The sequence below is a fragment of the Nocardia sp. JW2 genome (assembly GCF_051843015.1).
Lineage (GTDB): Bacteria > Actinomycetota > Actinomycetes > Mycobacteriales > Mycobacteriaceae > Nocardia > Nocardia coubleae.
In genome coordinates this window covers 48726-73401 of sequence record NZ_JBPXLK010000004.1, presented here as the reverse complement: position 1 = coordinate 73401, position 24676 = coordinate 48726, and the positions used below count along the sequence as shown (strand labels likewise).

Below are 24676 nucleotides of genomic sequence, written 5' to 3'. Positions count from 1 at the left end.
TCAGGAACCCTCCGACCGCAATCGGGTGGTCTTGGTGGAGCGGATGTCGAGTGCGAGTTCGTCGGCGGCCGCGACCTGACCGCGCAGCTTCACCGTCCCGTCCTTCTCGTCGACCTCGACAACGGTGCGCAGCAGTTTGGCGGTCGACTCGTGTCCCGAGGCGGCGGCCAGTTCCACCGCGCGGCGCAATTTCGCGGTGGCCGTGGACAAGTCGCCCTCGCGGCGGGCGGCGAGACCCTCCTGGACGGCCTGGGCGAGTTCGACCTGGCCGGTGTAGTGGGCGACGCGGGTGCTGATCCTGGTCGACAGCGTGGAGTCGGTGGTCCACACCGCGCGGACCAGCCCCTGACCGAGCACGTCCTCGCCCGCGAGCACGCTGAGGCGGGCCGCGAGCTTCTCCCGCCCGGGCGCGGCCGGTTCCAGTTCGATCTGCAGATGGTATTCGCGTTCCTCGGCCGCCCACGACGACAGCGGGTAGTCCCCCACCTGCGCCCCGGAATCGGTACGGCGCCCGGTGAGGTCCTCCAGCACGGGTGCGACCTGCTTGACCATGCGCACCCGCGCGCCGGCCGGAGTCCACACGCGCAGGGTGAGTTCCGGGATCACCCGGGCCGCCGACGAGCGCATCATGGCGGCGAAATCGGCCGCCAGGTCCTTGGGATCGGCGACGATATCGGCGCCGCCGGACAGCTTCGAGGAGATCTTGTGCAGATCGGCCGCCGCCCAGTCGGCACCGACACCACGGCAGTCACAGACGAAAAGCCCTTCGGCGCGGTCGAGTTCGGTGGCCAGCTGCTCGGGGGTCTCGTGTTCGTTCTTGCCGTCGGTGAGCAGGATGGCGTGCGCCTGGGCACCCGGATGCCCGGCGGCGACCTGGCGAGCAAGGGCGAGCCAGGACCCCATGGCGGTGCCGCCGTCGGGCCGCAACCGGTCGAGGGCCCGCTTGGCGGCGGTGCGGTGGGTGTGGTCGGCGGGCGCCGACAGCGCGCCGGTGGGGTAGATCATCCGCGCGGACTCGGTGCCCTCGATGATGGCGAAGGCGGTGCCGTCGGGGATCTCGTCGAGCGCGGCGCGGGTGGCGGTGCGCGCGTTCTCGAACTTGCGCTTGTGCCCCATCGACCCGGAGCAGTCGATGATCAGGATCTCGAGCCGGGGCGGCGGGGTGGCGACGGCGGCCAACTCGGGGCCGGTGGCGACGGTGAGCACCGCGTCGACCACGCTCGCACCCTCGGCGAGGAATTCGTTCTGGTCGACGGCGACCGAAAGGCCTGCGATATCAGGGGAACTCATGACACTCCTGGATCGGGTACAGCGGCACGCGCGGGCACGGGGGCGAGCGCGACCGTGATGTTGTCGCTGCCGCCGCTGTCGAGCGCGAAGTCGGCCAGGGCGCGCGCCGCGGCCTGCGGGGTGGTCTCGACGGTGAACCCGGCCAGCGCGACCGGATCGGGCAGGTAGTTCCACAGCCCGTCGGTGCACAACAGCAGGGTGCCGGGTTCGGTGACGAGCATGCTCTGCAGGCAGTTCGCCGACCAGGGCGCCTCGCCGCCGTCGGCGCCGAGCCAGCGCAGCAGGGTGTGCGCGCGTGGGTCGCGCATGGCGGCTTCCTCGTCCATGGCGCCCGCGTCGACGAGGGCCTGGGCCCAGGAGTCGTCGACGCTGAGCCTGCGCGACGCCGTCGGATCGCCCGCGGCGAGCCAGAATGCCCGGCTGTCACCGACATTGGCGACGGTGATCTCGGTGCCCTCGGGGGTGTCGCGCAGGATCGCCGAGACGTAGGTGCACGAGGGCGCGTATTCGGGGGTGCGTGACATGCCGCGCACCGCGGCGACGGCGGTGGCCAGTCCGGCCATCACGGCGTCGGGGGCGGGGCGGCCGTCGGCGAGCGCGGCCAGCACCGCGTCGACGCCGGTGCGGGCGGCGGTGCCGGAGGCGGCCTGGGGGTCCTGGGAGGTCGAGACGCCGTCGCTGACGACGATCACCCGGACACCGTCACCGTCGCGCACGGCGGCGGCGACCGCGTCCTCGTTGCGGGAGTGGCTGATTCCGCGATCGGTGAGGATGTACACCGGGCCGAGGTCTTCCTCGAAACGGTCCGGAACCGGCTTCGGAGTGCGGCACACCACGCACAGCCCGGCCTCGTAACGCCGTTCCCCACAGGTGGGGCACTGCGGCACCGTGACCGGATCGTGCACCGGCAGGGCCGCCTTGCGCACCCCGAGTTCGCGACCGCAGCTCTCGCAGTACCGGTATCCCGCCCTGGCCGCGCCCGCGCAGTCCGGGCACCCCGCGGCGGTCACAGCGTGGTCCTGGGGCGCACGTTGTTGGCCTGATCCACCAGCACGAAGCGGGTCCACATGTCGTCGGCTTCGCGCGCCAATGTCCGCAAGCATCGTTCCAACCCCGTCCGCACTCCCACTTCGGTGAATTCCACATCCAACAGCTTGCCTGGTGCACTCGGCCGCTGTCCCGACCGGATCCAGTTCAGTGCCGCCTCGAGCACGTGCATGCGCACCCGGGCGGTGCGCGCACGCGAGTCGAGGCGCAGGTGCTCGACCCGCTCCCCCGCCTCGCGCAACGCGGCTTCGTCCAGTTCGGCCGGACCACGTTCGGCCAGCAGCGTCTCCACGGCACGCACGCGGGCCTCGGTGTACATCGACGAGGTGCGTTCGACCTGGTCGAGTACCCGCACCGCACCGGCGCGGTCGCCGTCGGCACGGCGCAACCGGGCGGCGCCGAAGGCCGCCGACAGATAGGTGTGGTCCGTGCACCAGACCAGGTCGTAGAGGGCGAGCGCCTCGCGTGGCCGGTCGCCGTGCTCCAGCGCCACGGCCAGGGCGAGCTTGGGCGCGGGTTCGCCGGGCAGCGCCGCGTAGACGGCCTCGAAATCGGCTGCGGCACTGCCGTAGTCGCCCTTCAGCAGGGCGGCCTGAGCGCGGTACCACACCGTGCGCCAGTCGAAATCCAGCTCCAGCCCGGCGAGCCGGGCGAGGGCGGCGTCGGCGTCGCCCGCCTCGAGTTCGGCACGCACGAGGCGCAACGGGATCTCCACCGATTCCCCGGCGCCGGTCACCACCGCGCGCAGGCCCGCGGTGAGTGCCTGCTCGAGTTCGGCGGGGGTCGCGGCGTCGGTGGTGGCCAGCAGCGCGGCGCCACTGTCGCCCGGGTCGACGAGCGGCGCGGGCAGGGCGGCGACGACCGCGGCGGGTTCCGGTGTGGCGCTTTCGATTCCGAAGACGGCGCGGGCGGGACCGAAGACAGCCGACATGCCGGGGCGCGGTACACCGTCCTCGGCGGCGAGGACCTCGCGCAGCACACCGGTGAGCTGGTCGGCCATCTCGCTCGTCGAGGCGAAGCGGGCCAGCGGATCGGGGTCGGTGGCGCGCAGCAGGAACCGGTACAGCGAATCGTGGCGGGCCAGCAGCGGTTCGGTGTCGGGCGTCGGCAGCGGCCCGAGGCGGCCGTCCACCGAGGGCACCCGCATCATCAGCACCGCGAGTGTTCGGCCGGCCGTGTAGATCTCGGTGGCCACGGTCGGGCCCGTTTCGGCGATCTCGGGTGCCTGGTAGCCCAGGGTGCCGTAGATCGGGGACGTGGTGTCGTCCATGGCGATCACGGCGCCGAGGTCGATGAGTTCGAGGCGTTCCTCGGTCTGCATCACGTTGTCGGGTTTGAAATCGCAGTAGGCCCAGCCGCGCGCGTGCAGATAGCCGAGGGCGGGCAGCATTTCCAGCACATAGGCGATGGCCCTGGCCGGCGGCAGGTAGGCGTTGTGCGCGGCGCGGTAGTCGCGCAGGATCTGTTTGAGCGAGGTGCCGCCCACGTAGGCCATCACGATGTAGCCCACCGGTTCGCCGTCGGCGTCGGCGTGTTCGGTGAAGTTGTGGATCTTGACGATATTGGGGTGGTCCACCTCGGCGAGGAAGCGCCGTTCGGCCAGGGCGGCGGCCTGCGCGTCGCTGTCGCCGGTGTCGATGAGGCCCTTGAGCACCACCCAGCGGTCGTTGACGCGGATGTCGGTGGCCAGGTAGATCCAGCCGAGGCCGCCGTGCGCGAGGGCGCCTTCGACCTTGTACTGCCCGCCGACCAGGTCGCCGGGTTGCAGGCGCGGCACGAACGAGTAGCGGGTACCGCAGTGCGGGCAGAAACCGCTGGTGCGTCCCGGGATTCCGTCGTTGGTCCGGCCGACCGGTTTGTCGCATCGGCCGCAGTAGCGGTCGGATTCGGGGACCTTGGGGTCGGTGAGCACGGCCGACGCGGGATCCACGCGCGGTACCGGCGGCACCTCGACCAGTCCGGCGCCGAGCCGGCCGCGCGCTGCCGATCGGGCCGAGCCCGAGCGGGTGCGTACCGATCGGCTCGAGGTGCGGTTGCCGCTGATGGTCGCCGCCGACGGGCTGTGCACGGGGGCGCCGAGCGGGGCGGGCGCGGTGCCGCAGGTATCGCAGTAGCCGTCGACGATCGTTCCGCCGCAGCCTGTTTCGGCGCAGAGTCCCGGCGCGGTCACCTTCGGGGCGGCACCGGTCGAGGTGCCGCCTGTCGGGGCAGGTGTTCGCCGGACGGCCGTGGTGTGGCCCGAGCGCCGGGGCGAGGTCGGCGCGGCGCCGTGGGCGGCGACCGCCACGGGCGCGGTGCCGCAGACGGCGCAGTAGCCGTCCTCGATCACACCGCCGCAACCCGGTTCACTACAGATCATGCTGTCCGCCCCGCTTTCTCCCCGATGATCGAACGATAGTCGGCGACCGCCCGGGTGACGGCGGCCAGATCGCACGGTGTGCGCGTGAGCAGGCCCGAGGCGATGCGGTCGGCGGCGAGCACATCGCGCTCTTCGGCCACACCCAGACGCGAGGCCTTGGCACGGTAGGCGGCGAGCCTGCCCTGCAGCTCGGCCCGCCGATCGAGCAGACCCTGCGCCAATTCCGTTCGGCGCGCGGTCTTGTCGGCCGCGTCGTCGGCACGGACGCGCAGGGCGAGCAGGTGTTCGACGGTCGAGCGGGTCGGTTCGTCGCCGAGGGTCGACAGCTCGGTGAGCAAGGTCGCGGCCGGCGCGCCGCCGGGCGGCAAGGGTCCGGTGTGGACCTTGCGTTCGGCGCGAGCGGCGGTGTCGTCGGCGCTTCGCTGCGCGTCGGCGAGGTCGGTGAGCCGAGCCCGCAGTGCGGCAACGGCGGCAGGGAGATCGGTGGCCACCGAGAGGTATTCGGCATTGCGGGCGGTTTCGGTCTCGATCAGCTCGGTGAGCGAGGCCAGTGCCGCGGCGATCTCCCCCGGCGCGAAACCGAGCGGGTCGGTGCCCGCGCGGCGCAGCAGGTCGGCCAGGGGTTCGGTGGCGGCGGCCAAGGCGCCGTTGGCCTGCTCCACCCGCTGCTGCAAGGGCGCGAGGGCGCCGAGTACCTGCCGGTCGACGGCCTCGACCTCCTCGGCGAACGGCGCGACGAACGCGAAGGCGGTGCGCATGCGGTCGAGGCAGTCGGCGATCCCGACGGTCACCACGGTTTCGCTCGGCCCGGTAAGCCCGCGCTGCGCCAACGGCACCGGCACCCGGGCGATTTCGTGCGGACGCCCCCGCAGCAGGTCGGTGAGCCGGGCGCGGGCACGATCATCGATCCGGCCGCGCCCACGCACCGTCTCGGCCTCGGTGAGGATGGCGCGCACACGGGCGAGGTCGTCGAAGAGCTCGCCGAGCGCCTTCTCCACCGGCGCCCATCGCCGCGCGGTCTCCCCCTCCGGCGGATAGCGGCGCACCAGGGCGATGCCGGGGTGCCGGTCCAACTCGAGCAGGGTGCTGCTCACCGTCGCCAATTCCGCGGTGCGCCCGGCCAGTTCACGATCGATCTCGGCGGTGCCGAGTATCGGCGAACTCATCCGGCGTACCTGGGCGCGGGTGCGCCGGGCGAGGGGCCGAGCGCCGACAGATGCTGGGCGTAGATCCGTTCCCAGGTGCCGTCGCCGCTGATCCGTTCGAGCACGCCGTTGACGAAACGCACCAATTCGTCGCTGCCCTTGGGCACCCCGACCGCGTAGGCCCCCGAACCGATGGGCGCACCGACGAGTTCGAGGTTGCGGTCCTGGGCGACCAGACCGGACAGGATCGGTTCGTCACCGCTGATCGCGTCGACGGTGCCCTGCTGCAGCGCGACGAGGCAGTCGGTCCAGTTGGTCACGCCGAGCACCGTCGGCGGGGTCGGCAGGGTGAACAGCGGCGCGGCCGCGGTGGTGCCCTTGGTGACGCACACCCGTTTGCCCGCCAGGTCGGCACCGGAGGCGATGCCGGCGCCGCGCGGTGCCGCGAAGCGTTGGGCCGCACGGTAGTACACGCTGGAGAAGTCGACGTCGCGGCGGCGTTCGCAGGTGGCGGAGAAGGTGCGCACGATCATGTCGACCTTGCGCTCCTGCAGCAACTGGATGCGGTCGGCGGCGGTCACCGAGCGCAACTCGATGCGGTCGGGGTCGCCGAACAGATCGCGGGCGATCTCGCGGGCCAGGTCGATGTCGAAACCCTCGAGCCGCCCGGTGGACGGATTGCGGAACCCGAACATGTAGGTGTTCTGGTCGACGCCCACCCGCAACCTGCCGTTGGCGACGATGGCGGCCATCGCCGATCCGGCGGGCATCGCCCCCGGTCGTGGCTGTGCACGCGGCGCCAAGGTGGCCTCGGTGTCGCAGGATCCGGTGCCCTCGGCGGTCGGTGCCGAGGTGATCGCCTCGGCGCCCGGCAGCGGGGGTGCGACGGCCGTGGCCTCGATCGACGACGGGGCGGGCGCGTCACCGCAGCCCGCGAGCAGGACGGCGGTCGTGGCGAGAACCAGCGCGAACCGGGAACGACGAATGCTCACAGGAACTCCTTCAAGCGTGGCCACAGGCCCGTGACCACCGCACCGGCCGCGGCGAGCAGCAGGAGCAGGGTGCCGAAGGGGCTCAGCGTCAAGGCCGTTCGCGCGTCGTCGACGCCGTCGCGCAGATCGGTGCGTGCCTGGGCGAGGGCGTCGCGCAGTTCGCTGTCGAGGCGGGTGAAGCTCGTGGCCGAGCTCTCGGGGCCGGTACCGATGGCCTGGGTGACCGCGCCGGTGAAGTCGGCCTTCTCGTAGGCGGTGCGCTGGGCGTTGTGTCCGGCGTTCCAATTCGTCAGCGCGCGTGCGGCATCGGAGTCGGCGGCACCGGCGGCGGCCAGGCGCTGTTCCAGGTCGGCGGTGTGGGTGCGGAAGGCGGCCTCGGGTGCGGTGATGTCGCCCCGGGTGATGAGGGCGAGGGTCTCGTCGGTGCGGGCCTGCTGGGCGAGGATGCGCGCGCCCGCCAGGTTCTCCACCCGCGCGCCCGCACCGGAGTCGCCGGTGTCGAGCAGCTGGGCGGCGGTGAGCGTCGAGCCGACGGTCCACAGCAGGGCGAGCGCGGCCGCCGCGGCCGCCAGGGCCACACCGGGGTTCACCAGGCGGTTGGTGCGGCGCAGCAGGATCACCGAGGCCACCGCGCAGGCGAGCAACACCAGCAGCAGCAACAGGATCGACGTCAGCGGCAGGGCGCCGATGCGCTGCTGATCGTCACGGACGGCGGCGAAGCGGGCCTCGTTGAGCTGCTCGGCGTGCGGCAGCAGCGAGGTCTGCATGAGGTCGGAGGCCTGGCGCAGATAGGCCGAGCCGACCGGGAAGCCCTGGCGGTTGTTGGCGCGCGCGGTTTCCACCAGCCCGGTGTAGGTGGGCAGGTCGGCGGCGATGCGGGCCACGATCGTCCTGGTCTTGGCATCGGTGGCGCCTGCCGTCGCCTCGGCGAGGGCGGCGGCGGCCTCGGCGAGCGCCTGCTCGTAGGTGTCGCGCACCTGCGGTGATTCGATGCCGCCGGACAGGAACGCGGTGGCGGCGCCCGCGTCGGCGGCCGAGAGCGACACGTAGAGGCTCTGCGCGGCGAAGGCCAGTGGTTCGGTGCGATCGAGCACCTGCTCGGAGCGGACGATCTTGGCGTCGAGCTGTTGTCCCGCAGTCGATCCCGCGATCAGACAGGCCAGGGTGGTGAGGACGAGGACAACCCCGATCACCCCCGGTGTCGTCGCGGCGAACCGCCGCAACCACGTCCCCGCGTCACGGATGGTCGCCGGTAGGCGAGATCCCACACCGTCCTCCTCACTTCTCCCCGGGCGGTGTCTTCGATCGCGATCCTACGGGAGCCGCGGATAATTCGCCCGCGCGCGGGAAATGCGCTCGCGCAACCCGATTCACCAGGGAAAAGCGACGGGCCCGCCGCACCTTCCGGTGCGACGGGCCCGTGAGTTCGGCCGGTCAGGCGCTGGCGACCTGCTCGTCGGGTCGGGCGGCCGAGCGGGTCTTGCCGAAGCGCAGCACACCGTCCTCGATGGGCGCCTTGTGCATGAGCGTGCGGTCGCGGTAGTAGTTGTTCACCAGCTTCCAGGCACCACGCTTGCCCTGGCGCGGCATCTCACCGTTGCCGCGCTGGATGTAGCCCGAGGTGAGGGCGCCACCCATCAGCGACTCGTCGGCGTAGTCCTCCGGATCGGCGTGCACCTCGAAGGTGCTGTAGCCCCGGTCGCGCATGATGTTGAGCACCCGGCACAGGTAGGCGGCGGCCAGGTCGGCCTTCAGCGTCCAGGAGGCGTTGGTGTAGCCGATGATCATCAGGAAGTTCGGGATGTCGGAGTACAGGACGCTCTTGTAGGCGACCGTCTCGTTCATCTTCACCGGGTTGCCGTCGATGCTCATGGTCGCACCGCCGAGGATCTGGACGTTGAGACCGGTGGCGGTGACGATGATGTCGGCCTCGAGCTCCTGGCCCGACTCGGTCAGGATGCCCGTCTCGGTGAACTTCGCGATGCGGTCGGTGACGATGTCGGCCTTGCCGCTCTTGAGCACCTTGAACAGGTCGCCGTTGGGGACCACGCACAGGCGCTGGTCCCACGGGTTGTAGCTGGGGGTGAAGTGGCGCAGATCGACCTTGTTGCCGAGCTGCAGGCGCACCTGGGCCAGCATCAGCTTCTTGGCCAGCTCGGGGTTGGTCCGCGAGAGCTGGAAGCTGGCGCGCTGCAGGGCGATGTTGCGGGCACGGCCGATCTTGTAGGCGATCGAATCGGGCACCCGGGTCTTCTTGAACCCGATGGCGACCGGGTCGTCCGACGGCAGCGCCTGGATCCAGGTGGGCGAGCGCTGCAGCATGGTGACGTGGGCGGCCTTGTCGGCCATCGACGGGATCAGCGTGATGGCGGTGGCGCCGGAACCGATGACCACGACCTTCTTACCGGTGTAGTCGAGGTCCTCGGGCCAGTGCTGCGGGTGCACGATCTGTCCCTGGAAGTCGGCCTCGCCGGGGAACTCGGGGCGGTAGCCCTTGTCGTAGTTGTAGTAGCCGCTGGCGCCGACGACGAAGTTCGCGGTCCAGGTCTCGGTCTCACCGGTGGCCTCGATCAGGGCGGTGACGGTCCACTGCGCGGCGTCGCGGTCGAAGGCCAGGTGCACGACCTTGCGGCCGAAGGTGATGTGGTCGGTGACGCCGTATTCCTTGGCGGTGTCCTCGACGTACTGACGGATGCTCGCGCCGTCGGCCAGCACCTTGGTGCCGATCCACGGACGGAAACCGAAGCCGAAGGTGAGCATGTCGGAGTCGGAGCGGATGCCGGGGTACTTGAACAGGTCCCAGGTGCCACCGATGTTCTCGCGGCGCTCGAGGATCGCGTAGCTGCGTCCGGTCTGCTCGCGAATGAGGTGACAGGCCGTGCCGATTCCGGACAGGCCAGCGCCGATGATCAGTACGTCGACATGCCGCGTCATTGAGGAAACTCGTTTCGTAGGGTCGTCGCCGCCCGGGCACCGTCGCCCGAGCCTGCCATGAGGTTACGTGTTTCGCATGGTTACGTCTAGTTCCGTGCGGCGGGTGGGAGTTGTGCGCACGGTGAGCACAATGCGTGACCTCATCGGATGCGCCGGTCAGCATCGTTGCCATGAGTAAGCAAGCACTGTCGTTCCACTGGTTCCTGCCCACCTACGGCGATTCGCGGGGGTTGGTCGCGGGTGGGCACGGCAGTTTCATGTCCGGTGACCGACCGGCCACCCTGCGCTATCTCAATCAGCTCACCGCCGCCGCCGAGGACAACGGGTTCACCGGCGTGCTCACCCCCACCGGCGCCTGGTGCGAGGACGCCTGGCTCACCACCGCGATGCTGGTGCAGACCAGTGAGACGCTCAAATTCCTGGTCGCCCTGCGGCCCGGCCTCGTCAGCCCCACCCTGGCCGCGCAGATGGCCGCGACCTTCCAGCGCCACTCCGGTGGCCGGTTGCTGCTCAACGTGGTCACCGGCGGTGAACCGAAGGAGCAGCAGGCCTACGGCGATTTCCTCGACAAGGAGCAGCGGTACGCACGCACCGGAGAATTCCTGCACATCGTGCGTGAACTGTGGCAGTCGACCGAGCCGGTCACGTTCACCGGCGAGCATCTGCGGGTGAACGAGGCGCTGCTCAGCGCGCGACCCGATCCGGTACCGCCGGTGTTCTTCGGTGGGTCGTCGGGTCCGGCGGGTCCGGTCGCGGCACGCTATGCCGACACCTATCTCACCTGGGGCGAACCACTCGACGCGGTCGCGAAGAAGCTGGACTGGATTCGTGGGCTCGCCGCGCTCGAGGGCCGGTCGGTCGACTTCGGGTTGCGCGTGCACGTGATCACCCGCGACACCGCCGCCGAGGCGTGGGCCGAGGCCGACCGGCTGCTCTCGGGCATCGCGCCCGGCGAGATCGAACGGGTGCAGGCGAGCCTGGCCCGCAGCGAGTCCGAGGGGCAGCGGCGGATGGCCCGGCTGCACAACGGACGCACCGACAACCTCGAGATCGCCCCGAACCTGTGGGCCGGTGTCGGCCTGGTGCGCGGCGGGGCGGGCACGGCCCTGGTCGGCTCCCACGCGGAGGTGGCCGAGCGGCTGCTCGAGTACGCCGCGCTCGGCATCGACCACTTCATCCTCTCCGGTTACCCGCACCTGGAGGAGGCGTACTGGTTCGGTGAGGGTGTGCTGCCGATCCTGGAACGCCAAGGGGTGTGGCGGCATCCGTCCCGGCCCGCCGCCCCACGGGTCGTCACCCCGTTCACCGCAGCGGCCCAGTGAGTCGGCCGGGCGCCTGGATCACCGATTCCGCCTGACCTCCGGCGAAACGGCGTTCCCGGCACCGGGTATCAGGCGCGCGGCTCGCCGAACCATCGAGTGAGGGCTTGGGCGAGGTCGTGGCGGCCGTCGTCGACCCAGGCGACGTGACCGTCGGGACGGATCAGGACGGCGGGTAGATCGTCCGTGCCGTCCACGAGGTGATCGACCCGGTCGGCCCAGCCGGTCACCGACAACGCGTCGGCCGGGTCGAGGAGCAGGGCACGACCGGCGTGCAGGCGGTCGTAGAGACTGCCCTGCGCGAGGTCGATATCGGGCAGGCGCCTGCCGAGTAGGTCGTGGCCGTCGCCCAGGTCGTAGCGGATGGCGGTGGCGATGATCTTCTCGATCAGGTGCCGGGTGACGCCCTCGAAGTCCATCAGTTCGGACAGGACGCGGCGCACCGCCTGGGCGCCGGGATCGAGCGAGACCAGAGTCATCTGCGCGCGGGTGTTGTCCAGGACGTCGGCGGCCACCGGGCGACGTTCGGCGGCGTAGCTGTCGAGCAGCCCTGCCGGCGCCCAGCCGTTGACCTCGGCGGCGAGTTTCCAGCCGAGATTCACCGCGTCCTGGATACCCAGGTTCAAGCCCTGGCCGCCCAGCGGCGGGTGGATGTGGGCGGCATCGCCCGCGAGCAGGACGCGGCCGCGGCGGTAGTCCTCGGCCAAGCGGGTGGCGTCGCCGAAGCGTGAGAGCCAGCGCGGTGCGTGCGCGCCGAGGTCGGTGCCCGCCGTGGCGATCAGCCGACCGCGGAATTCGTCGAACGTCGGCGGGACTGTGCGGTCCTCGGCTACTTCGTCGGCGGGCACGACCACGCGATAGAACCCGTCGCCGATCGGCCCGGCACCGAAGCGCAGCTGAGTCCGGCGCACCTCGGTGTTCACGGCGGACACCGTGTCGGACGTCGCGGTCAACCGCATCTCGCCGAGCAGGGTGTCGGCCCGGCTGGGTTCGCCGGGAAAGCCGATGCCGAGCAGCGAGCGCACCGTGCTGCGGCCACCGTCGCAACCGACGAGGTAGCGCGCGGCGAGGGTGGAGCCGTCGGCCAGTTCGGCGGTTACCGCGTGCTCGTCCTGGGTGAGGCCGATCAGCTCGGTGTCGCGCCGGATCTCGGCACCCAGGGCCACGGCGTGCTCGGTGAGCAGGCGTTCGGTGACGGGCTGCGGGAGGCCGAGTACGAACGGGTAGGTGGTGTCCAGGCCGGTGGGCTGAGGTTTGGCGATGCCGGCGAAATAGCCGCCGAGCGGGTGGCGCGAGCCGAGTGCGAGGAACCGGTCGACCAGGCCTCGCTGGGCGAGTACCTCGAGGCTTCGGGCGTGCAGGCCCAGAGCACGCACGACCGGGGTCGGTGCCGGATCCCGGTCGAGAACGACCACCCGCACGCCCTGCAACCGGAGCTCCCCGGCCAGCATCATCCCGGTCGGACCCGCGCCCACGACAATGACGTCGATCATCAATCCACCTCTGTTTCCGCTGGTCACACACTCAGGCAGGCGATTGTGCAGGACGACCGGGGGCTTGTGGCAAGACCCGGGGTGCGCTATATGTTGAGAGTGGCAGGGAGTGGTTCGACCTCCTTGCCATTGTTTTTGTCCGAGCACCTTCCCCTCGCGCGATGTGCGCTGAACCGAGACCGATCGGGCACCCCGCTCACCCGGTGGTAGGCACGATCATGGCCGGAATATTGCACTCGATGCATGACTGCACGCGATGTGAGTAACCGAGGATTCCGCAGGCGCAGCGAGGGCGAACTCGCCCCCACCTGCACGATCACGACCCCCGCCGTACTCGAGGTTATCCGGCCGTCACTGCTTGCCCGCACGCCGTGCACCGCGCATTCCCTCTCCCCCAAGCGATTTCGGCACCGAGTGCAGCGGCGGTTCCACGTGAATCAGGGCTCTACCGGCGGTTTCGCACCGATGCCTGAACGGTCGTCCAGCCCGGCGGCGATACGCTCGGCGACGTGACCATCACCGTCGGCTTCGACCTGGACATGACGCTCATCGACTCGCGGCCGGGCGTGGCCGTGGCGATCGACACGCTCGCGCAGGAGTTCGACCTGCCGATGATCGGCGCGCGTTTCGCCGAGCACCTCGGCCCGCCGCTGGCCACCCTGCTCGGCGACGCGGGCGCACCCGACGACCTCGTCCCACATCTGGTCACCCGGTACCGCGAGCTGTATCCGGATGTCATCGCGAGCATCCCGGCCCTGCCCGGCGCGGGCGACGCGCTCGAAGTCGTTCGGGCGGGCGGCGGGCGGGTCCTCGTCGTCACCGGCAAATACGAACCGCATGCCCGCCTGCATGTTGAACATCTGGGGTGGGACGTGGACCGGGTGGCAGGCGATCTGTGGTCCACCGGGAAGGCGGCGGTGCTCCGTGCGGAATCGGCGTCGATCTTCGTCGGCGATCACGCCGGTGACATGCGCGGAGCGAAGGCGGCCGGTGCGTTCGCGGTCGGTGTGACCACCGGCCCCTACGATGCCGACGGACTGCGCGCGGCCGGTGCCGATGTCGTGCTCGACGGCCTCACCGGATTCGCCGACTGGCTGGCCGGTCACACCGCCACCTGATCCGCGAAAACGCCTGTGCGGTGATCCTTTCGGAACCCTGTGGGCCGCGCGGGCGTTGACCGGTCATGTCGACGGACCCCTACTGGAACCACAACACGCACTACCACCCCTGGCTGCTCGATCAGGTGCCCGCGCACGCCCGCACCGCCCTCGATATCGGGTGCGGCGACGGCCTGCTCGCCCGCAAACTGGCCACCCGCTGTGATGCGGTGCTCGGCATCGACATCGATCCCGAGGTCATCGCGAACGCACCGTCGACACCCCACGTGCACCTGGACAAGGCCGACTTCCGCGACCTCGACGACACCTTCGACATGGTGACCGCCGTCGCCACCCTGCACCACGTCCCCGTCCGCGAGGGTATGGCGGCGCTGCGCGACCTCGTCGCCCCCGGCGGCACGCTCGCGGTGGTCGGGCTCTGGAAGATGCACCCGCTCACCGACATCGGCTACCTCCCCCTGCTACCGGTCGTCTGGGCCACCGACCGTCGCCACCGCCGCGAAGCAGGCGGACCGAACGCGACGATCCGGGATCCGGAGGAAACGCTCGGCGAAATCCGGCGGGCCGCCGAGGAATTCCTGCCCGGTGCGCAGATCCGCCGCCGCCTGCTGTGGCGATACACGCTGCTGTGGCAACGACCCCGCTGACCCCGCCGATCCCATCACCGCACACGGCCCGGTAGTCGGCTGTGATCTGAATCGCAGTTGCTCAACTCCCCACGGTCGGCGGCGCGAACCCGGTGATACAGTCCGGCCAGTTTTTCGACGGGGAGGGATTCTCATCAGCACAACGCCGACAGTTCTGTGGCGCACCGGTTTCGGGGTGCCGCGGTGACCCGGACAAGATGGATCGTGGTCGGCATCCTGGCCTCCGTGGTCGCGGTGATCGTCGCGGTGGTCACGGTCGTCGCGGTGACCGGGCCGCAGGATCCGCGCGAGTTCGTCGCCGAGAAGTACCAGCGTGCCCGCCAGCTCGACCAGGCCAACGACGGCCTCGCCTTCACCACGGCCGCCGCGCCCGCCGCGGTCGCGGCCGCCATCGCCAAGGCCACCGAGCCGCGCGACCGCCGCAATACCGGCGACAACCACTATCTGCGGTTCGACAAGGACCTCGTCGCGGTGTCGCCGCACGCGGGCGGCTCGCTCGTGCTGGTCGACAGCTGGGCCAACGGCACGCGTCGCCACCACTCGCACACCAGCACCTACGGCTGGACCAGCGGTTCCGCGGCGGGTGACTACCGCGGTGGCGGCAGCGACAGCGGCGGCAAGTAGTTCATTCGGGGCATCTCGCCTCACAAGCACAGGAGGACACTCATGCTCGCCGAACTGGGGGCGGACGCGGGCGCCGCGCTCGCCTATTCCGCGGTGGGAATCGTGTTGATGGCCGTCGGATTCGGGCTCGTCGACCTGCTCACCCCCGGTGATCTGCGCGCGCAGATCTGGATCGAACGCAACCGCAATGCCGCGACCCTGCTCGCCTCGAACCTGTTCGGCACCGGCATCATCGTCGCCACCGCCATCTGGACCTCCGACGGGGAGATCGTGAAGGCGCTGCTTGCGAGCGCGGTGTACGGCGTGATCGGGCTGGCCGCGATGGCGTTGGCGTTCGTGCTGCTCGACGCGCTCACCCCCGGTGATTTCCGGACCGTTGTCGCCGATCCCGAACCGCACCCGGCGGTCTGGGTGACGGCATCGGCCCATGTCGCCGTCGCGCTGGTGGTGGCCGCGGGCCTCACCTGATGCCCACCCACCGCCTGGCGCGAGTGGCGCTGTTGGCGACGGTATTCGTCTGCGCCGCCTGCGGTCTGGTGTACGAGCTGTCGCTGGTGACCCTCGGCAGCTATCTGATCGGTGACACCGCCGCGCAGGCCTCGATCACCTTGAGCGTGATGGTGTGCGCGATGGGAGTCGGTGCGCTCCTCGCCAAACCGTTGCGCCCGCATGCCGCCGCCGCGTTCGTCGCGGTGGAGCTGGCGCTCGCGGTGATCGGCGGGTTGTCGGTGGCGGCGCTCTACGCCAGCTACGCCTGGCTCAACGTGTACACCGCCGCGTTGGTCGTGGCGGCGGCGGTGATCGGGATGCTCGTCGGTGCCGAGATCCCGCTGCTGATGGAGCTGTTGCAGCAGGTGCGCAAGCAGGAGGCCAGCAGCGCGGTGGCCGACCTGTTCGCCGCCGACTATGTGGGTGCGCTGCTGGGTGGCCTGGCGTTCCCGTTCCTGCTGCTGCCGGTGTTCGGGCAGATCCGCGGCAGCCTGGTGGTGGGTGTGGTGAACGCGATCGCCGGTCTGGCGTTGGCGTTCTTCTTCTTTCGCGACCGGATGACCCGCGCCGCCCGGCACACATTGATCGCCACCACCGCGGTCGTGGCCTGCGGTCTGTCGAGCGCCTACCTGTACGCCGATCGTTTCGAGGCCACCGCGCAGCAGGCGCTGTTCGCGCATCCGATCGTGTGGCAGACCCGCACGCCGTATCAGCAGATCGTGCTCACCGAGTCGTTCTCGCCGTTCGCCACCACCGACACCCGGCTGTTCCTCAACGGCGGCCTGCAGTTCTCCTCCGTCGACGAGTACCGCTACCACGAGGCGCTGGTGCACCCGGTGCTCGCCGGGTCACGTCGCTCGGTGCTCGTGCTCGGCGGCGGCGACGGGCTCGCGCTGCGTGAGATCCTGCGCTACCCCCACGTGGAGCGGGTGACGCTGGTCGAGCTCGACCCGGCGATGGTGGCGCTGGCCCGCACCGACGACCGGCTCACCGAACTGAACCGGCACGCCTTCGACGATCCGCGCGTGCGGGTGGTCAACGCCGACGCCTTCAACTGGTTGCGCGGTGCGCCAGGGCTTTTCGACGCGGTGATCGTCGACCTGCCCGACCCCGACCAGACCTCTGTCGCCAAGCTGTACTCGCAGGAGTTCTACGCGATGGCCGCGAACGTCCTGGCGCCCGGCGCCCGCCTGGTGGTGCAGTCCGGTTCCCCGTTCTTCGCGCCACGCTCCTTCTGGACCATCGACGCCACCCTGCGCTCTGCCGGACTGCACACCACCCCGTTCCACGTGGATGTCCCCAGTTTCGGTGACTGGGGCTTCGTCCTCGCGGCGATGAACGAGTCCCCGACCCCCGCCCTGCGCTCCCCCACTCCCCTACGCTCCCTGGACGAGACAACCCTCACCGCGGCTACCGTCTTCCCGCCGGACCGCCGCCCGAAAGACCCTGAGGTCTCCACCCTCATGCACCCGGTGATCCTCGACCTCCAACGCCAGGAATGGCGTTGAACACCGCCCCGCCGCAGGCCGAGTTCCCAGCATCGACACCGAGGTCCTCATCCTGCCGACGCGGTGGTCCGGAACGGCACTGAACCCGGTTCAGCCGCACACCGAGTCCCCAGGACCGACCGAGGTCGCACTCCTGATTCGCCCAGTGATCCTGGACGCGCAGCGCCGTTCATAGCATCGGGTCCGGTTCAACCGCAGGCCAATTGGGTTCCCGTGATGGCCAAGGCCAGCACCGCCACCGAAGTCGACAGTGCCCGTCCCTGGTGCCGCATACGCCGTCCGAGACGGTTGATCTGGGCACCCGCGCCCGTCGCCACGGCGCGCACCGCGGCACCGGCACTCAGCGCGGCCGACGCCAGCCCGCGTCGCGCCCGGCGGTACTCCTCGACCAGCGCTACGGACCGCAGACGGCCCCCGAATACGGACGCGGCGTACACGCGCCGCGACACAGATCCCGCGCCTTCTTCGCCATCCGCGCGGCGACGCCGAGTCCGCCGGAACGCACCGACGAGGGTCAGGATCAGAGCGGTGATCAGCATCGTCTTCCCTTCCCGCTCAGCGTGTTCCGGCCGGAACGGCTGGTGCTGATCGACGCTTGCCCGGTGCGGTGACGACGCCGAAGGCGATCAGGCTGTCGGCGGTGTCGCGGACCGTCTGTTCCACCGGGCGCATGGTCCAGCCGAGTTCGCGGCGAGCCTTCTCAGCACTCACCCGTTCGGCACGGCCGAGGACCGGCACGGTGAGGCGGACGGTCTTGTCGAAGCGGGCGACGAGGCGGACAAGGGCGTTGGGCAGTACCCGCGTCGGCACGCGGAAGCCCTGGGGGCCGAAGTCGCGGGCGAGCAGGCCGGCCAGCTCCGCCATCCACAGCGGCTCACCGCCGCAGATGTACCGGTTGCCCGCCGCCGCAGGGACTTCCATGGCGAGGCGGTGGGCAATGGCGAGGTCACGCACGTCGACCGGGGACCAGCCGGTGCGCACCGAACCCGGCACGTCGCGGGCCAGCAGGCGCTGGATCGGTGCGTGCGAGGTGCTGGTTCGTGGTTCGAGCAGTGGCCCGAGGATCATGCCCGGGTTCAGCACTACCAGTTCGAGATCGCTGGTGTCGCCGAGGGATTCGACGTAGTCCCAGGCGGCGCGTTCGGCGAGGGTCTTGCTCTTCTGGTAGGCCGGAATCCGGTCGACGACCGACCAGTCGTTCTCGGTCCGCACGTCGTCGTTGCCGTGGCCGTAGGCGACCGCCGCCACCGAGGAAGTGAGCACGACCCGCCGCACCCCGGCCGCTGCCGCCGCACGCAGCACCCGCAGTGTGCCCTGCACGGCGGGCTCGATGAGGTCGCGTTCGTTCTCCGGCGGACTGTCGGGGAACGGGGAGGCGACGTGCAGCACGGTGTCGCAGCCGGCCACCGCCTCGGCCCACCCGGCGTCGTCGTCGAGCGTCGCGGCGGCGAATTCCAGCTCGCCACCGGTGCGGCGGGCCAGCTCGGTGAGGTGGGCGCGCTTGGCGGTGGCACCGAGATCGCGCACGGTGCCGCGCACGGCGTATCCGTGCTCGAGCAGTTCGGCGATGCAGTGTCCGGCGACGAAGCCGGTGGCGCCGGTGACGAGAACCCTTGCGGTCATGGTGTTCTTCCGTTCCCTCGGAGGAGCCCACCCATCTGAGCGGTGCTCAGATAATCTAAGCACTGCATAGATCTGCTGTCCAGTGCCTATTTTCCCGGGCGCGTCGCCTAGGCTCGGAGAGGTGAAGCGCACCAGTTACCACCACGGCGACCTGCGAGCCACCCTGATGGCGGCCTGCCTGCGCCTGATCGAGAGCGAGGGGCTCGCGGCGGTGAGCCTGCGCCGGGTCGCGCGCGAGGCCGGGGTGAGCAGCGGCGCGCCCTATCACCACTTCGCCGATCGCGCCGCGCTGCTGTCGGCGCTGTCGGTCGACGGTTTCCAGCGCCTGGCGGAGGAATTGATCGCCACGCGGGCGCAGGCGAGCAGCCCGCTGGCCGCGCTCACCGAACTCGCCGCCACCTATGTCCGGTTCTCCCGGGAGAACCCGGCCCTGTTCCGGCTGATGTTCCGGCCCGAATTGTCCCAACCGGACAAGCATCCCGACGCCGCGCACGCCGGTGACACCGCCTTCGGCGTGCTCGCCGACACCGTCACCGAATGTGTCGCCGCCGGACAGCTTCCCGCGAACCAGGCCGACACGCTGGCCGTGGCGTGGTGGAGTCTCGGCCACGGACTCGCCTCGCTGTGGCTCGACGGCCACCTCGAAAAGCGCAGTGAGCAGCTGGGAACCAACGCGCCCGACCTCGTCGACGAGATCATGCGCGCCTTCACCGCGCTCGTCGCCACACGCACCTGAAAATTTTGCGGTGCGGGGTGTGCGAGCGGCCCTAGAGTGGGTAAGGCTGTTCTACCCAGTGCGCCCGAACACGAGCAGGAGGCCCGATGGCTGAGACTGTGAAACTCGATCCCGCGGTCGAGGCGTTCGTCGACGCGCTCAACGCCCAGGACACCGACCGCTTCTACGGCGTGCTCGCCGAAGACGCCACCATGTCCGACGACGGCGTGGAACGCAACCTCGCGCAGTGGACCGAGGCCGAGATCTTCAGCGCCAACGGGCATCTGGAGATCGACACGGTGGAAGCCGACGGACTCGAGTTCACCGCCGACTACACCAACAGCCGGTGGGGTTCCATGCGCACCACCTGGCGATTCGATGTGCGCAACGGCCTCATCAGCCGCTTCGAGACCGGACAGGCGTGAACGAACTTCTCCTCCCGCGTTACGGCCACGCGTCACTGGCCGACCTGCTCCCCTCGATCCTGGCCTGCCTCGGCGTGCCCGGCGAGCACGACCGGCTCGGTCTCGAACTGGATGTCGACCATGTGTGCGTGCTGCTCGTCGACGGGCTGGGTGCCACCGCCCTGGACGCCGAAAGCGCTGCGGCGCCGTTCCTTTCGGGGTTGCCCGCGGCCACCCTCGATGCCGGGTTCCCCAGTACGACGGCGACCAGCCTCACCACCCTCGGTACCGGCCTGCCGCCGGGCGAACACGGCACCGTCGGCTACACCTTCCAGCTGCCCGGGCAGGACCGCCTGTTCAACGGCCTGCGCTGGCAGCTCACCGGCGACGGACCGAAGGTCGACGCTCTCGCCGAGTTCCCACCGGAGCGAATCCAGCCGCACCGCACCACCTTCGAACGCGCGACCGCCGCGGGCATCGCCGCCGTCCAGGTGGCACCGAGCTACCAGGACGGCTCGGGTCTCACCCGCGCGGGCTGGCGCGGTGGCGGATTCCGGACGGCCTTCTCGGTGGGCGACCTGGTCGACGGTGTGCTCTCCGCGCTCGGCTCGGCACCGAAAACCCTTGTCTACACCTATCATTCGGATCTCGACACCACCGGGCACGCGCGCGGCCCGCAGACCAGGGCGTGGCGGTTCGAACTGGCCAATGTCGACCGGATCGCGGCCGAGCTGGCAGGCAACCTGCCGCCGCGCTCGGCACTGATCGTCACCGCCGATCACGGCATGGTGCCGCTGGTGCACCGCATCGACTTCGACACCCACCCGCACCTGTCCGAGGGCGTGCGCGCGCTCGGGGGCGAACCGCGCGCCCGCCACGTCTACACCGAAGCGGGCGCCACCGAGCAGGTCGCCGACACCTGGACGGGCACGCTCGGTGACGAGTTCGTGGTGCGCACCAAGGCCCAGGTCATCGAGGCCGGGTGGTTCGGCCCGCGGGTGAATCCGGAGGTGGCGGCGCGGATCGGTGATCTCGTGGTGGTCGCCACCGGGACGAGCGGAGTGATCCGCAGCGGCGCCGAACCCCTGCAATCGCAGATGCCCGGCCATCACGGGTCGTTGACCGCCGACGAACTGCTCGTGCCGTTGCGGATCCACCGCAGCTGACCGCTTACTCTGAAGCGGACCCCGGCGAGTCGTCCCGGGCGCGACCTTTCAGGAGGAATCATGCACGCCACCCGCAGCGGCGCCGTCGCGGTCGGACTCGCGGTGCTGGCGGCACTGGTGACCGGCTGCTCCGATGTCGAGCGCCTGCTCAACCAGGGCGGCGACACCCCCTGCCGCGATTACATCAACCAGGAGCCGGACACCAAGCGGATCACCATCACCAAGGCGATCAAAGAGCAGACGGGCAACGACAACGAACCGGCAGGCACCGTGGTCGACGCGATGATCGTGCAGGTCGATCTGCTGTGCGCGGGCCAGCGCAATATCGACACCCCCATCAAGAACGCCGATATCGCGGGCCTGTTCCTGAACAAATAACCGACCGCGCGTCAAGCCGACGCGACAGGGCACACCCCGGTGACCCGGTAGTCCGCCCGTAATCCCGGCCCACGCCGGTGGCACACCTGATAGACAGGAACAGCCACCGACGAGCAGGAGTGAACGTGGGCGCATCCGACGATCCGATTCCCGGATCGCCCAGGCCCGACGGGCTCGCGGATTATCGCGGCGCGATCGAGAAGCAATGGAACCGCCTCGCCGCCCCGTCGCGTCCACTGCAACTACCCCGCGACACCGGGCCCGTGCGCCGGGAGGTGGCCAAATCCTGGCAGCGTTCCCTGCACACCGTCGACCCCGCCCAGACCGTCGCCCCCGGGCTCGACGACATCAGCGGCCGCTGGCGGGAGTCACCGCTACGCAGGCCGGTCACCGAACTCGCGGGCCAATTGCGTGGTATCGCCGAGGATTCCGGCTACCTCGCCGTCGTCAGTGACGAATCGGGCACCATCCTGTGGACCGCTGGCGACCGCACCCTGCGCCGCCAGGGTGAGCAGGTGAACTTCGCGCCCGGCGGGGTGTGGGACGAAAGCCATATGGGCACCAACGGCCTGTCGCTCGCCCTGCACGACGACCGCGCCTGCACCGTGTTCTCCGCCGAACACCTGGTGGCCGCCCTGCACGGGTGGGTCTGCTATTCGGCGCCCATCCACGGACCCGACGGCCGCACCGTCGGTGTCCTCGATCTGTCCTCCACGTGGGAACGCTCGCACCCGATGGTGATGACCTCGGTACGCGCCCTCGTGACGGCCGTGGAGACCATGCTGCGCGCCGAGGCACCGACTCCCGTTCCCGGTGTCCGTCTCGAATGTCTCGGCGCGGCAAGGCTGCTGCGCGACGGCCGACCCGTCCCGCTGCCGCCGCGCCAGCTCGAGATCCTCGCCCTGCTCGCCCTCGAACCCGACGGGTACACCCCGGAACAGCTGCACGCCGCCGTCTACGGCGACCGCGCGGTATCGCTGAACACGCTCAAAGCCGATGTCTCCCATCTGCGCCGGGCGACCAGGGGCGAGATCACCAACCGCCGGTACATGCTCACCGGTGCGGTGTCGTGCGACGCGGTGGAACTGCTCGCGGCCATCGAGGGCGGCGACCTCACCTCGGCGCTGTGGCTGTATCGCGGACCGCTGCTACCCGGCTCGGATCTGCCCGGCGTGCACCAGTGGCGCGACCATCTCGATGTCGGCCTGCGCGACGCGGTGCTCGGCAGCGATCGTCCCGAGCACGCGGTGGCCTTCGGGCAGCGCTGCCCCGGCGATGTCGCCGTGCACGAACACGCCCTGCGACTGCTGCCGCGCGACGACGTCCGCCGGGCCGTCGTCACCGCTCGCCTGTACACCGCGCGCCAGGGCTGACCTGCGCGAACGGTACAACCAACCTCGTACCAACCTTCGCCGACCATAGTGTGTCCCACCACGCACGAGGTCGCGAGGAGCGAGACGCATGATCTACGGCAAGCCCGGATCGGATACCGGCATAGTCAGCTATGCCGCCCGATACGACAACTTCATCGGAGGCGAATGGGTCGCCCCCGTCGAAGGCCGCTATTTCGACAACACCTCCCCGGTCGACGGCGAGGCGTTCTGCGCCGTTGCCCGTTCCGGCGCCGCCGACATCGACCTGGCGCTCACCGCCGCCCGCCGCGCCGCTCCCGGCTGGGCCGCCACCTCCCCGGCCGACCGCGCGGGCATCCTGCTTGCCATCGCCGACCGCATCGAGAACAGCATCGAACCACTCGCGGTCGCCGAGACCTGGGACAACGGCAAACCCGTCCGCGAGACCCTGCACACCGATCTGCCCCTGGCCGTCGACCACTTCCGGTATTTCGCCGGCGTGCTGCGCGGACAGGAGGGGACGATCTCCACGGTCGACAGCGAGACCGTGGCCTACCACCTGTCCGGTCCGCTCGGCGTCGTCGGGCACATCCTGCCCTGGAACTACCCGATCCTCACCGCCGCATGGGAACTCGCGCCCGCCCTCGCGGCGGGCAACTGCGTGGTGCTCAAACCGGCCGAGCAGACACCGGCCTCGCTGCTGCTCGTCGTGGAGCTGATCGCCGACCTGCTGCCCGACGGTGTGCTCAACGTGGTCAACGGATTCGGGGCGGAGGCTGGCGTTCCGCTGGCGCGCAGCCCGCACCTGGACAAGCTCACCTTCACCGGTGATACCGCGACGGCGCGGCTGATCCTGCGGCACGCCGCCGAGAACATCGTCCCGGTGTCGCTGCGGCTGGGTGGCAAGTGCGCCAACGTGTTCACCGCCGATGTCCTCGCCGCCGACGACACATTCCTCGACAGCGCCGTCGAGGGATTCGTGATGTTCGTCCTGAACCAGGGTGAGGTCGGCACGTGCCCGTCACGTGCGCTGATCCACTCGTCGATCTACGACGAGTTCCTCGCCCGCTGCATCGCCCGCACCGAGGCCGTCGTGTCCGGTCATCCCCTCGACACCGAGACGATGATCGGCGCGCAGGCAGGCAACGACCAGTACGAAAGGATCCTGTCCTACTTCGACATCGGCAGAGCCGAAGGCGCCCGCGTGCTGACTGGAGGGGAAGCACGCAAGGTCGACGGCCTGCCGGGTGGGTACTACATCGAACCCACCGTCTTCGAAGGCGACAACTCGATGCGGATCTTCCAGGAGGAGATCTTCGGCCCGGTGCTGGGGGTGACCCGCTTCGACACGCTCGACGAAGCGGTGCGGGTCACCGACGACACCTCCCACCGCCTCGGTGCGGGCGTGTGGACCCGCGATCTGGGCACCGCGCACCGGTTCGCGGGCGCGGTCGGCACCCGCCGGGTGTGGGCCAACTGCTACCACCCCTACCCCGCGCACGCCGCGGGCGAGAACACCGCCATGATGCTGGGGCGCTACCAGCGGTCCAAGAACCTGCTGGTGCGCCATTCGACGACGACACCAGGGATGTTCTGATGCAGAACACGATCCACCGCGTGGATATCACCGAACGCGCCCAGGACCTGCTGCGCCGCGTCATCGAGGACAACGGCCCGGTGCTGTTCCGGCAGGCGGGCGACTGCTGCGGGGACGACTCCGCGCCGATGTGCTTACCCACCCGGCAGTTCCCGATCGAGAAGAGCGACATCCTGCTCGGCCGGCTGAGCTGGCACACCGAATTCTGGATCAGCCCGGAACAATTCGAGTGCTGGAAAGACACCCACCTCACCATCGATGTGACCCGTGGACCCGCCTCCGAGCAGTCCCTGGAAGCCTCGCACGGCCTGCGATTCGTGCTGCGCGCGCGGCAGTTGACCGCGGCGGAGAACGCGGCGCTCGCGGCCGCACCGCCACCGCGCACCGGCGCCGACCGCACGCTGTAGGCGCGGGGAGAAGACCTGACCTGGCCCACCCCTCCGGGTACGCCAGGGCACGGCGAGCCCCCGCCGACT

The 24676-nt window shown here is 70.2% G+C and carries 23 protein-coding genes; 13 read left to right on the top strand and 10 right to left on the bottom strand.

Features of this window, described 5'->3' with window-relative positions; all coding sequences use genetic code 11:
• The 7 genes from ACSVDM_RS07895 to ACSVDM_RS07865 form a co-directional block, all read right to left on the bottom strand.
• A complete protein-coding gene (locus ACSVDM_RS07895; protein WP_067635448.1) occupies positions 1-1290 on the bottom strand; it encodes a VWA domain-containing protein in 1290 nt (429 codons plus the stop codon).
• Positions 1287-2300, bottom strand: a complete 1014-nt coding sequence (locus ACSVDM_RS07890; protein WP_225280264.1) for a PP2C family protein-serine/threonine phosphatase — start codon at positions 2298-2300, stop codon at positions 1287-1289. The genes ACSVDM_RS07895 and ACSVDM_RS07890 overlap by 4 nt, the downstream gene beginning before the upstream one ends.
• The gene (locus ACSVDM_RS07885) at positions 2297-4696 is read right to left on the bottom strand and encodes a tetratricopeptide repeat protein (RefSeq protein ID WP_439263796.1); all 2400 of its coding nucleotides are present in this window, start codon (positions 4694-4696) and stop codon (positions 2297-2299) included. Before ACSVDM_RS07885 ends, ACSVDM_RS07890 begins: the two co-directional genes overlap by 4 nt.
• Complete coding sequence (locus ACSVDM_RS07880) at positions 4693-5862, bottom strand: hypothetical protein (protein WP_439263795.1); 1170 nt, start codon at positions 5860-5862, stop codon at positions 4693-4695. Before ACSVDM_RS07880 ends, ACSVDM_RS07885 begins: the two co-directional genes overlap by 4 nt.
• A complete protein-coding gene (locus ACSVDM_RS07875) occupies positions 5859-6833 on the bottom strand; it encodes a glutamate ABC transporter substrate-binding protein (RefSeq protein WP_439263794.1) in 975 nt (324 codons plus the stop codon). The genes ACSVDM_RS07880 and ACSVDM_RS07875 overlap by 4 nt, the downstream gene beginning before the upstream one ends.
• Entirely contained in the window at positions 6830-8101 is a 1272-nt protein-coding gene (locus tag ACSVDM_RS07870) for a hypothetical protein (RefSeq protein ID WP_439263793.1), read from the bottom strand. Before ACSVDM_RS07870 ends, ACSVDM_RS07875 begins: the two co-directional genes overlap by 4 nt.
• Before the next feature lie 166 nt (positions 8102-8267).
• Positions 8268-9767: a flavin-containing monooxygenase gene (locus ACSVDM_RS07865; RefSeq protein ID WP_439263792.1), complete on the bottom strand. Its 1500-nt coding sequence runs from the start codon at positions 9765-9767 to the stop codon at positions 8268-8270.
• A gap of 170 nt (positions 9768-9937) precedes the next feature.
• Here ACSVDM_RS07865 and ACSVDM_RS07860 point away from each other — a divergent pair, with 170 nt between their 5' ends.
• A complete protein-coding gene (locus ACSVDM_RS07860) occupies positions 9938-11089 on the top strand; it encodes an LLM class flavin-dependent oxidoreductase (RefSeq protein ID WP_439263791.1) in 1152 nt (383 codons plus the stop codon).
• 68 nt (positions 11090-11157) lie between these two features.
• On the opposite strand, the gene rox is transcribed toward ACSVDM_RS07860, so the two are convergent.
• Positions 11158-12579 (bottom strand): rifampin monooxygenase, encoded by a 1422-nt coding sequence (gene rox / locus ACSVDM_RS07855; RefSeq protein WP_439263790.1) that lies wholly within the window; start codon positions 12577-12579, stop codon positions 11158-11160.
• A gap of 509 nt (positions 12580-13088) precedes the next feature.
• On the opposite strand from rox, the gene ACSVDM_RS07850 reads away from it, so the two are divergent.
• The 5 genes from ACSVDM_RS07850 (at position 13089) to ACSVDM_RS07830 (ending at position 16965) form a co-directional block, all read left to right on the top strand.
• Positions 13089-13697 carry an HAD family hydrolase gene (locus ACSVDM_RS07850; protein ID WP_439263789.1) on the top strand — a complete coding sequence of 203 codons (609 nt, stop codon included), beginning with the start codon at positions 13089-13091 and terminating at the stop codon, positions 13695-13697.
• Between the two features lie 65 nt (positions 13698-13762).
• Positions 13763-14344, top strand: a complete 582-nt coding sequence (locus ACSVDM_RS07845) for a class I SAM-dependent methyltransferase (protein WP_439263788.1) — start codon at positions 13763-13765, stop codon at positions 14342-14344.
• Positions 14345-14527: 183 nt separating this feature from the next.
• The gene (locus tag ACSVDM_RS07840) at positions 14528-14968 is read left to right on the top strand and encodes a DUF4247 domain-containing protein (protein ID WP_167353228.1); all 441 of its coding nucleotides are present in this window, start codon (positions 14528-14530) and stop codon (positions 14966-14968) included.
• A 42-nt stretch (positions 14969-15010) separates the two neighbouring features.
• Positions 15011-15436: a DUF350 domain-containing protein gene (locus tag ACSVDM_RS07835; RefSeq protein WP_067492240.1), complete on the top strand. Its 426-nt coding sequence runs from the start codon at positions 15011-15013 to the stop codon at positions 15434-15436.
• Positions 15436-16965, top strand: coding sequence for a polyamine aminopropyltransferase (locus ACSVDM_RS07830; RefSeq protein WP_439263787.1), 1530 nt, complete (start codon positions 15436-15438; stop codon positions 16963-16965). The genes ACSVDM_RS07835 and ACSVDM_RS07830 overlap by 1 nt, the downstream gene beginning before the upstream one ends.
• 188 nt (positions 16966-17153) lie before the next feature.
• On the opposite strand, the gene ACSVDM_RS07825 is transcribed toward ACSVDM_RS07830, so the two are convergent.
• Positions 17154-17504 carry a hypothetical protein gene (locus ACSVDM_RS07825; RefSeq protein WP_439263786.1) on the bottom strand — a complete coding sequence of 117 codons (351 nt, stop codon included), beginning with the start codon at positions 17502-17504 and terminating at the stop codon, positions 17154-17156.
• Between the two features lie 16 nt (positions 17505-17520).
• A complete protein-coding gene (locus ACSVDM_RS07820; RefSeq protein ID WP_439263785.1) occupies positions 17521-18588 on the bottom strand; it encodes an NAD-dependent epimerase/dehydratase family protein in 1068 nt (355 codons plus the stop codon).
• A gap of 121 nt (positions 18589-18709) precedes the next feature.
• Between ACSVDM_RS07820 and ACSVDM_RS07815 the strand changes: the two genes are divergently transcribed.
• The 7 genes from ACSVDM_RS07815 (at position 18710) to ACSVDM_RS07785 (ending at position 24607) form a co-directional block, all read left to right on the top strand.
• Entirely contained in the window at positions 18710-19324 is a 615-nt protein-coding gene (locus ACSVDM_RS07815) for a TetR/AcrR family transcriptional regulator (RefSeq protein ID WP_067635471.1), read from the top strand.
• A gap of 86 nt (positions 19325-19410) precedes the next feature.
• Complete coding sequence (locus ACSVDM_RS07810) at positions 19411-19728, top strand: nuclear transport factor 2 family protein (RefSeq protein ID WP_067492236.1); 318 nt, start codon at positions 19411-19413, stop codon at positions 19726-19728.
• Positions 19725-20873: an alkaline phosphatase family protein gene (locus ACSVDM_RS07805; protein WP_439263784.1), complete on the top strand. Its 1149-nt coding sequence runs from the start codon at positions 19725-19727 to the stop codon at positions 20871-20873. Before ACSVDM_RS07810 ends, ACSVDM_RS07805 begins: the two co-directional genes overlap by 4 nt.
• 60 nt (positions 20874-20933) lie before the next feature.
• The gene (locus ACSVDM_RS07800; protein ID WP_067492235.1) at positions 20934-21251 is read left to right on the top strand and encodes a hypothetical protein; all 318 of its coding nucleotides are present in this window, start codon (positions 20934-20936) and stop codon (positions 21249-21251) included.
• Between the two features lie 119 nt (positions 21252-21370).
• Positions 21371-22624 carry a transcriptional regulator gene (locus ACSVDM_RS07795; protein WP_067635473.1) on the top strand — a complete coding sequence of 418 codons (1254 nt, stop codon included), beginning with the start codon at positions 21371-21373 and terminating at the stop codon, positions 22622-22624.
• 88 nt (positions 22625-22712) lie between these two features.
• Complete coding sequence (locus tag ACSVDM_RS07790; RefSeq protein WP_357144958.1) at positions 22713-24200, top strand: aldehyde dehydrogenase family protein; 1488 nt, start codon at positions 22713-22715, stop codon at positions 24198-24200.
• Positions 24200-24607 (top strand): DUF779 domain-containing protein, encoded by a 408-nt coding sequence (locus tag ACSVDM_RS07785; RefSeq protein WP_067635477.1) that lies wholly within the window; start codon positions 24200-24202, stop codon positions 24605-24607. Before ACSVDM_RS07790 ends, ACSVDM_RS07785 begins: the two co-directional genes overlap by 1 nt.
• Positions 24608-24676: the final 69 nt, after the last annotated feature.

Bases quoted from the DNA above. Each gene is read 5' to 3' on its own strand.
- ACSVDM_RS07845 (WP_439263788.1), top strand. From the start codon at position 13,763: ATGTCGACGGACCCCTACTGGAACCACAACACGCACTACCACCCCTGG.
- ACSVDM_RS07895 (WP_067635448.1), bottom strand. From the start codon at position 1,290: ATGAGTTCCCCTGATATCGCAGGCCTTTCGGTCGCCGTCGACCAGAAC.
- ACSVDM_RS07880 (WP_439263795.1), bottom strand. From the start codon at position 5,862: ATGAGTTCGCCGATACTCGGCACCGCCGAGATCGATCGTGAACTGGCC.
- ACSVDM_RS07790 (WP_357144958.1), top strand. From the start codon at position 22,713: ATGATCTACGGCAAGCCCGGATCGGATACCGGCATAGTCAGCTATGCC.
- ACSVDM_RS07835 (WP_067492240.1), top strand. From the start codon at position 15,011: ATGCTCGCCGAACTGGGGGCGGACGCGGGCGCCGCGCTCGCCTATTCC.
- ACSVDM_RS07865 (WP_439263792.1), bottom strand. From the start codon at position 9,767: ATGACGCGGCATGTCGACGTACTGATCATCGGCGCTGGCCTGTCCGGA.
- ACSVDM_RS07830 (WP_439263787.1), top strand. From the start codon at position 15,436: ATGCCCACCCACCGCCTGGCGCGAGTGGCGCTGTTGGCGACGGTATTC.
- ACSVDM_RS07820 (WP_439263785.1), bottom strand. From the start codon at position 18,588: ATGACCGCAAGGGTTCTCGTCACCGGCGCCACCGGCTTCGTCGCCGGA.
- ACSVDM_RS07800 (WP_067492235.1), top strand. From the start codon at position 20,934: ATGCACGCCACCCGCAGCGGCGCCGTCGCGGTCGGACTCGCGGTGCTG.
- ACSVDM_RS07825 (WP_439263786.1), bottom strand. From the start codon at position 17,504: ATGCTGATCACCGCTCTGATCCTGACCCTCGTCGGTGCGTTCCGGCGG.
- ACSVDM_RS07885 (WP_439263796.1), bottom strand. From the start codon at position 4,696: ATGATCTGTAGTGAACCGGGTTGCGGCGGTGTGATCGAGGACGGCTAC.
- ACSVDM_RS07810 (WP_067492236.1), top strand. From the start codon at position 19,411: ATGGCTGAGACTGTGAAACTCGATCCCGCGGTCGAGGCGTTCGTCGAC.
- ACSVDM_RS07785 (WP_067635477.1), top strand. From the start codon at position 24,200: ATGCAGAACACGATCCACCGCGTGGATATCACCGAACGCGCCCAGGAC.
- rox (WP_439263790.1), bottom strand. From the start codon at position 12,579: ATGATCGACGTCATTGTCGTGGGCGCGGGTCCGACCGGGATGATGCTG.
- ACSVDM_RS07860 (WP_439263791.1), top strand. From the start codon at position 9,938: ATGAGTAAGCAAGCACTGTCGTTCCACTGGTTCCTGCCCACCTACGGC.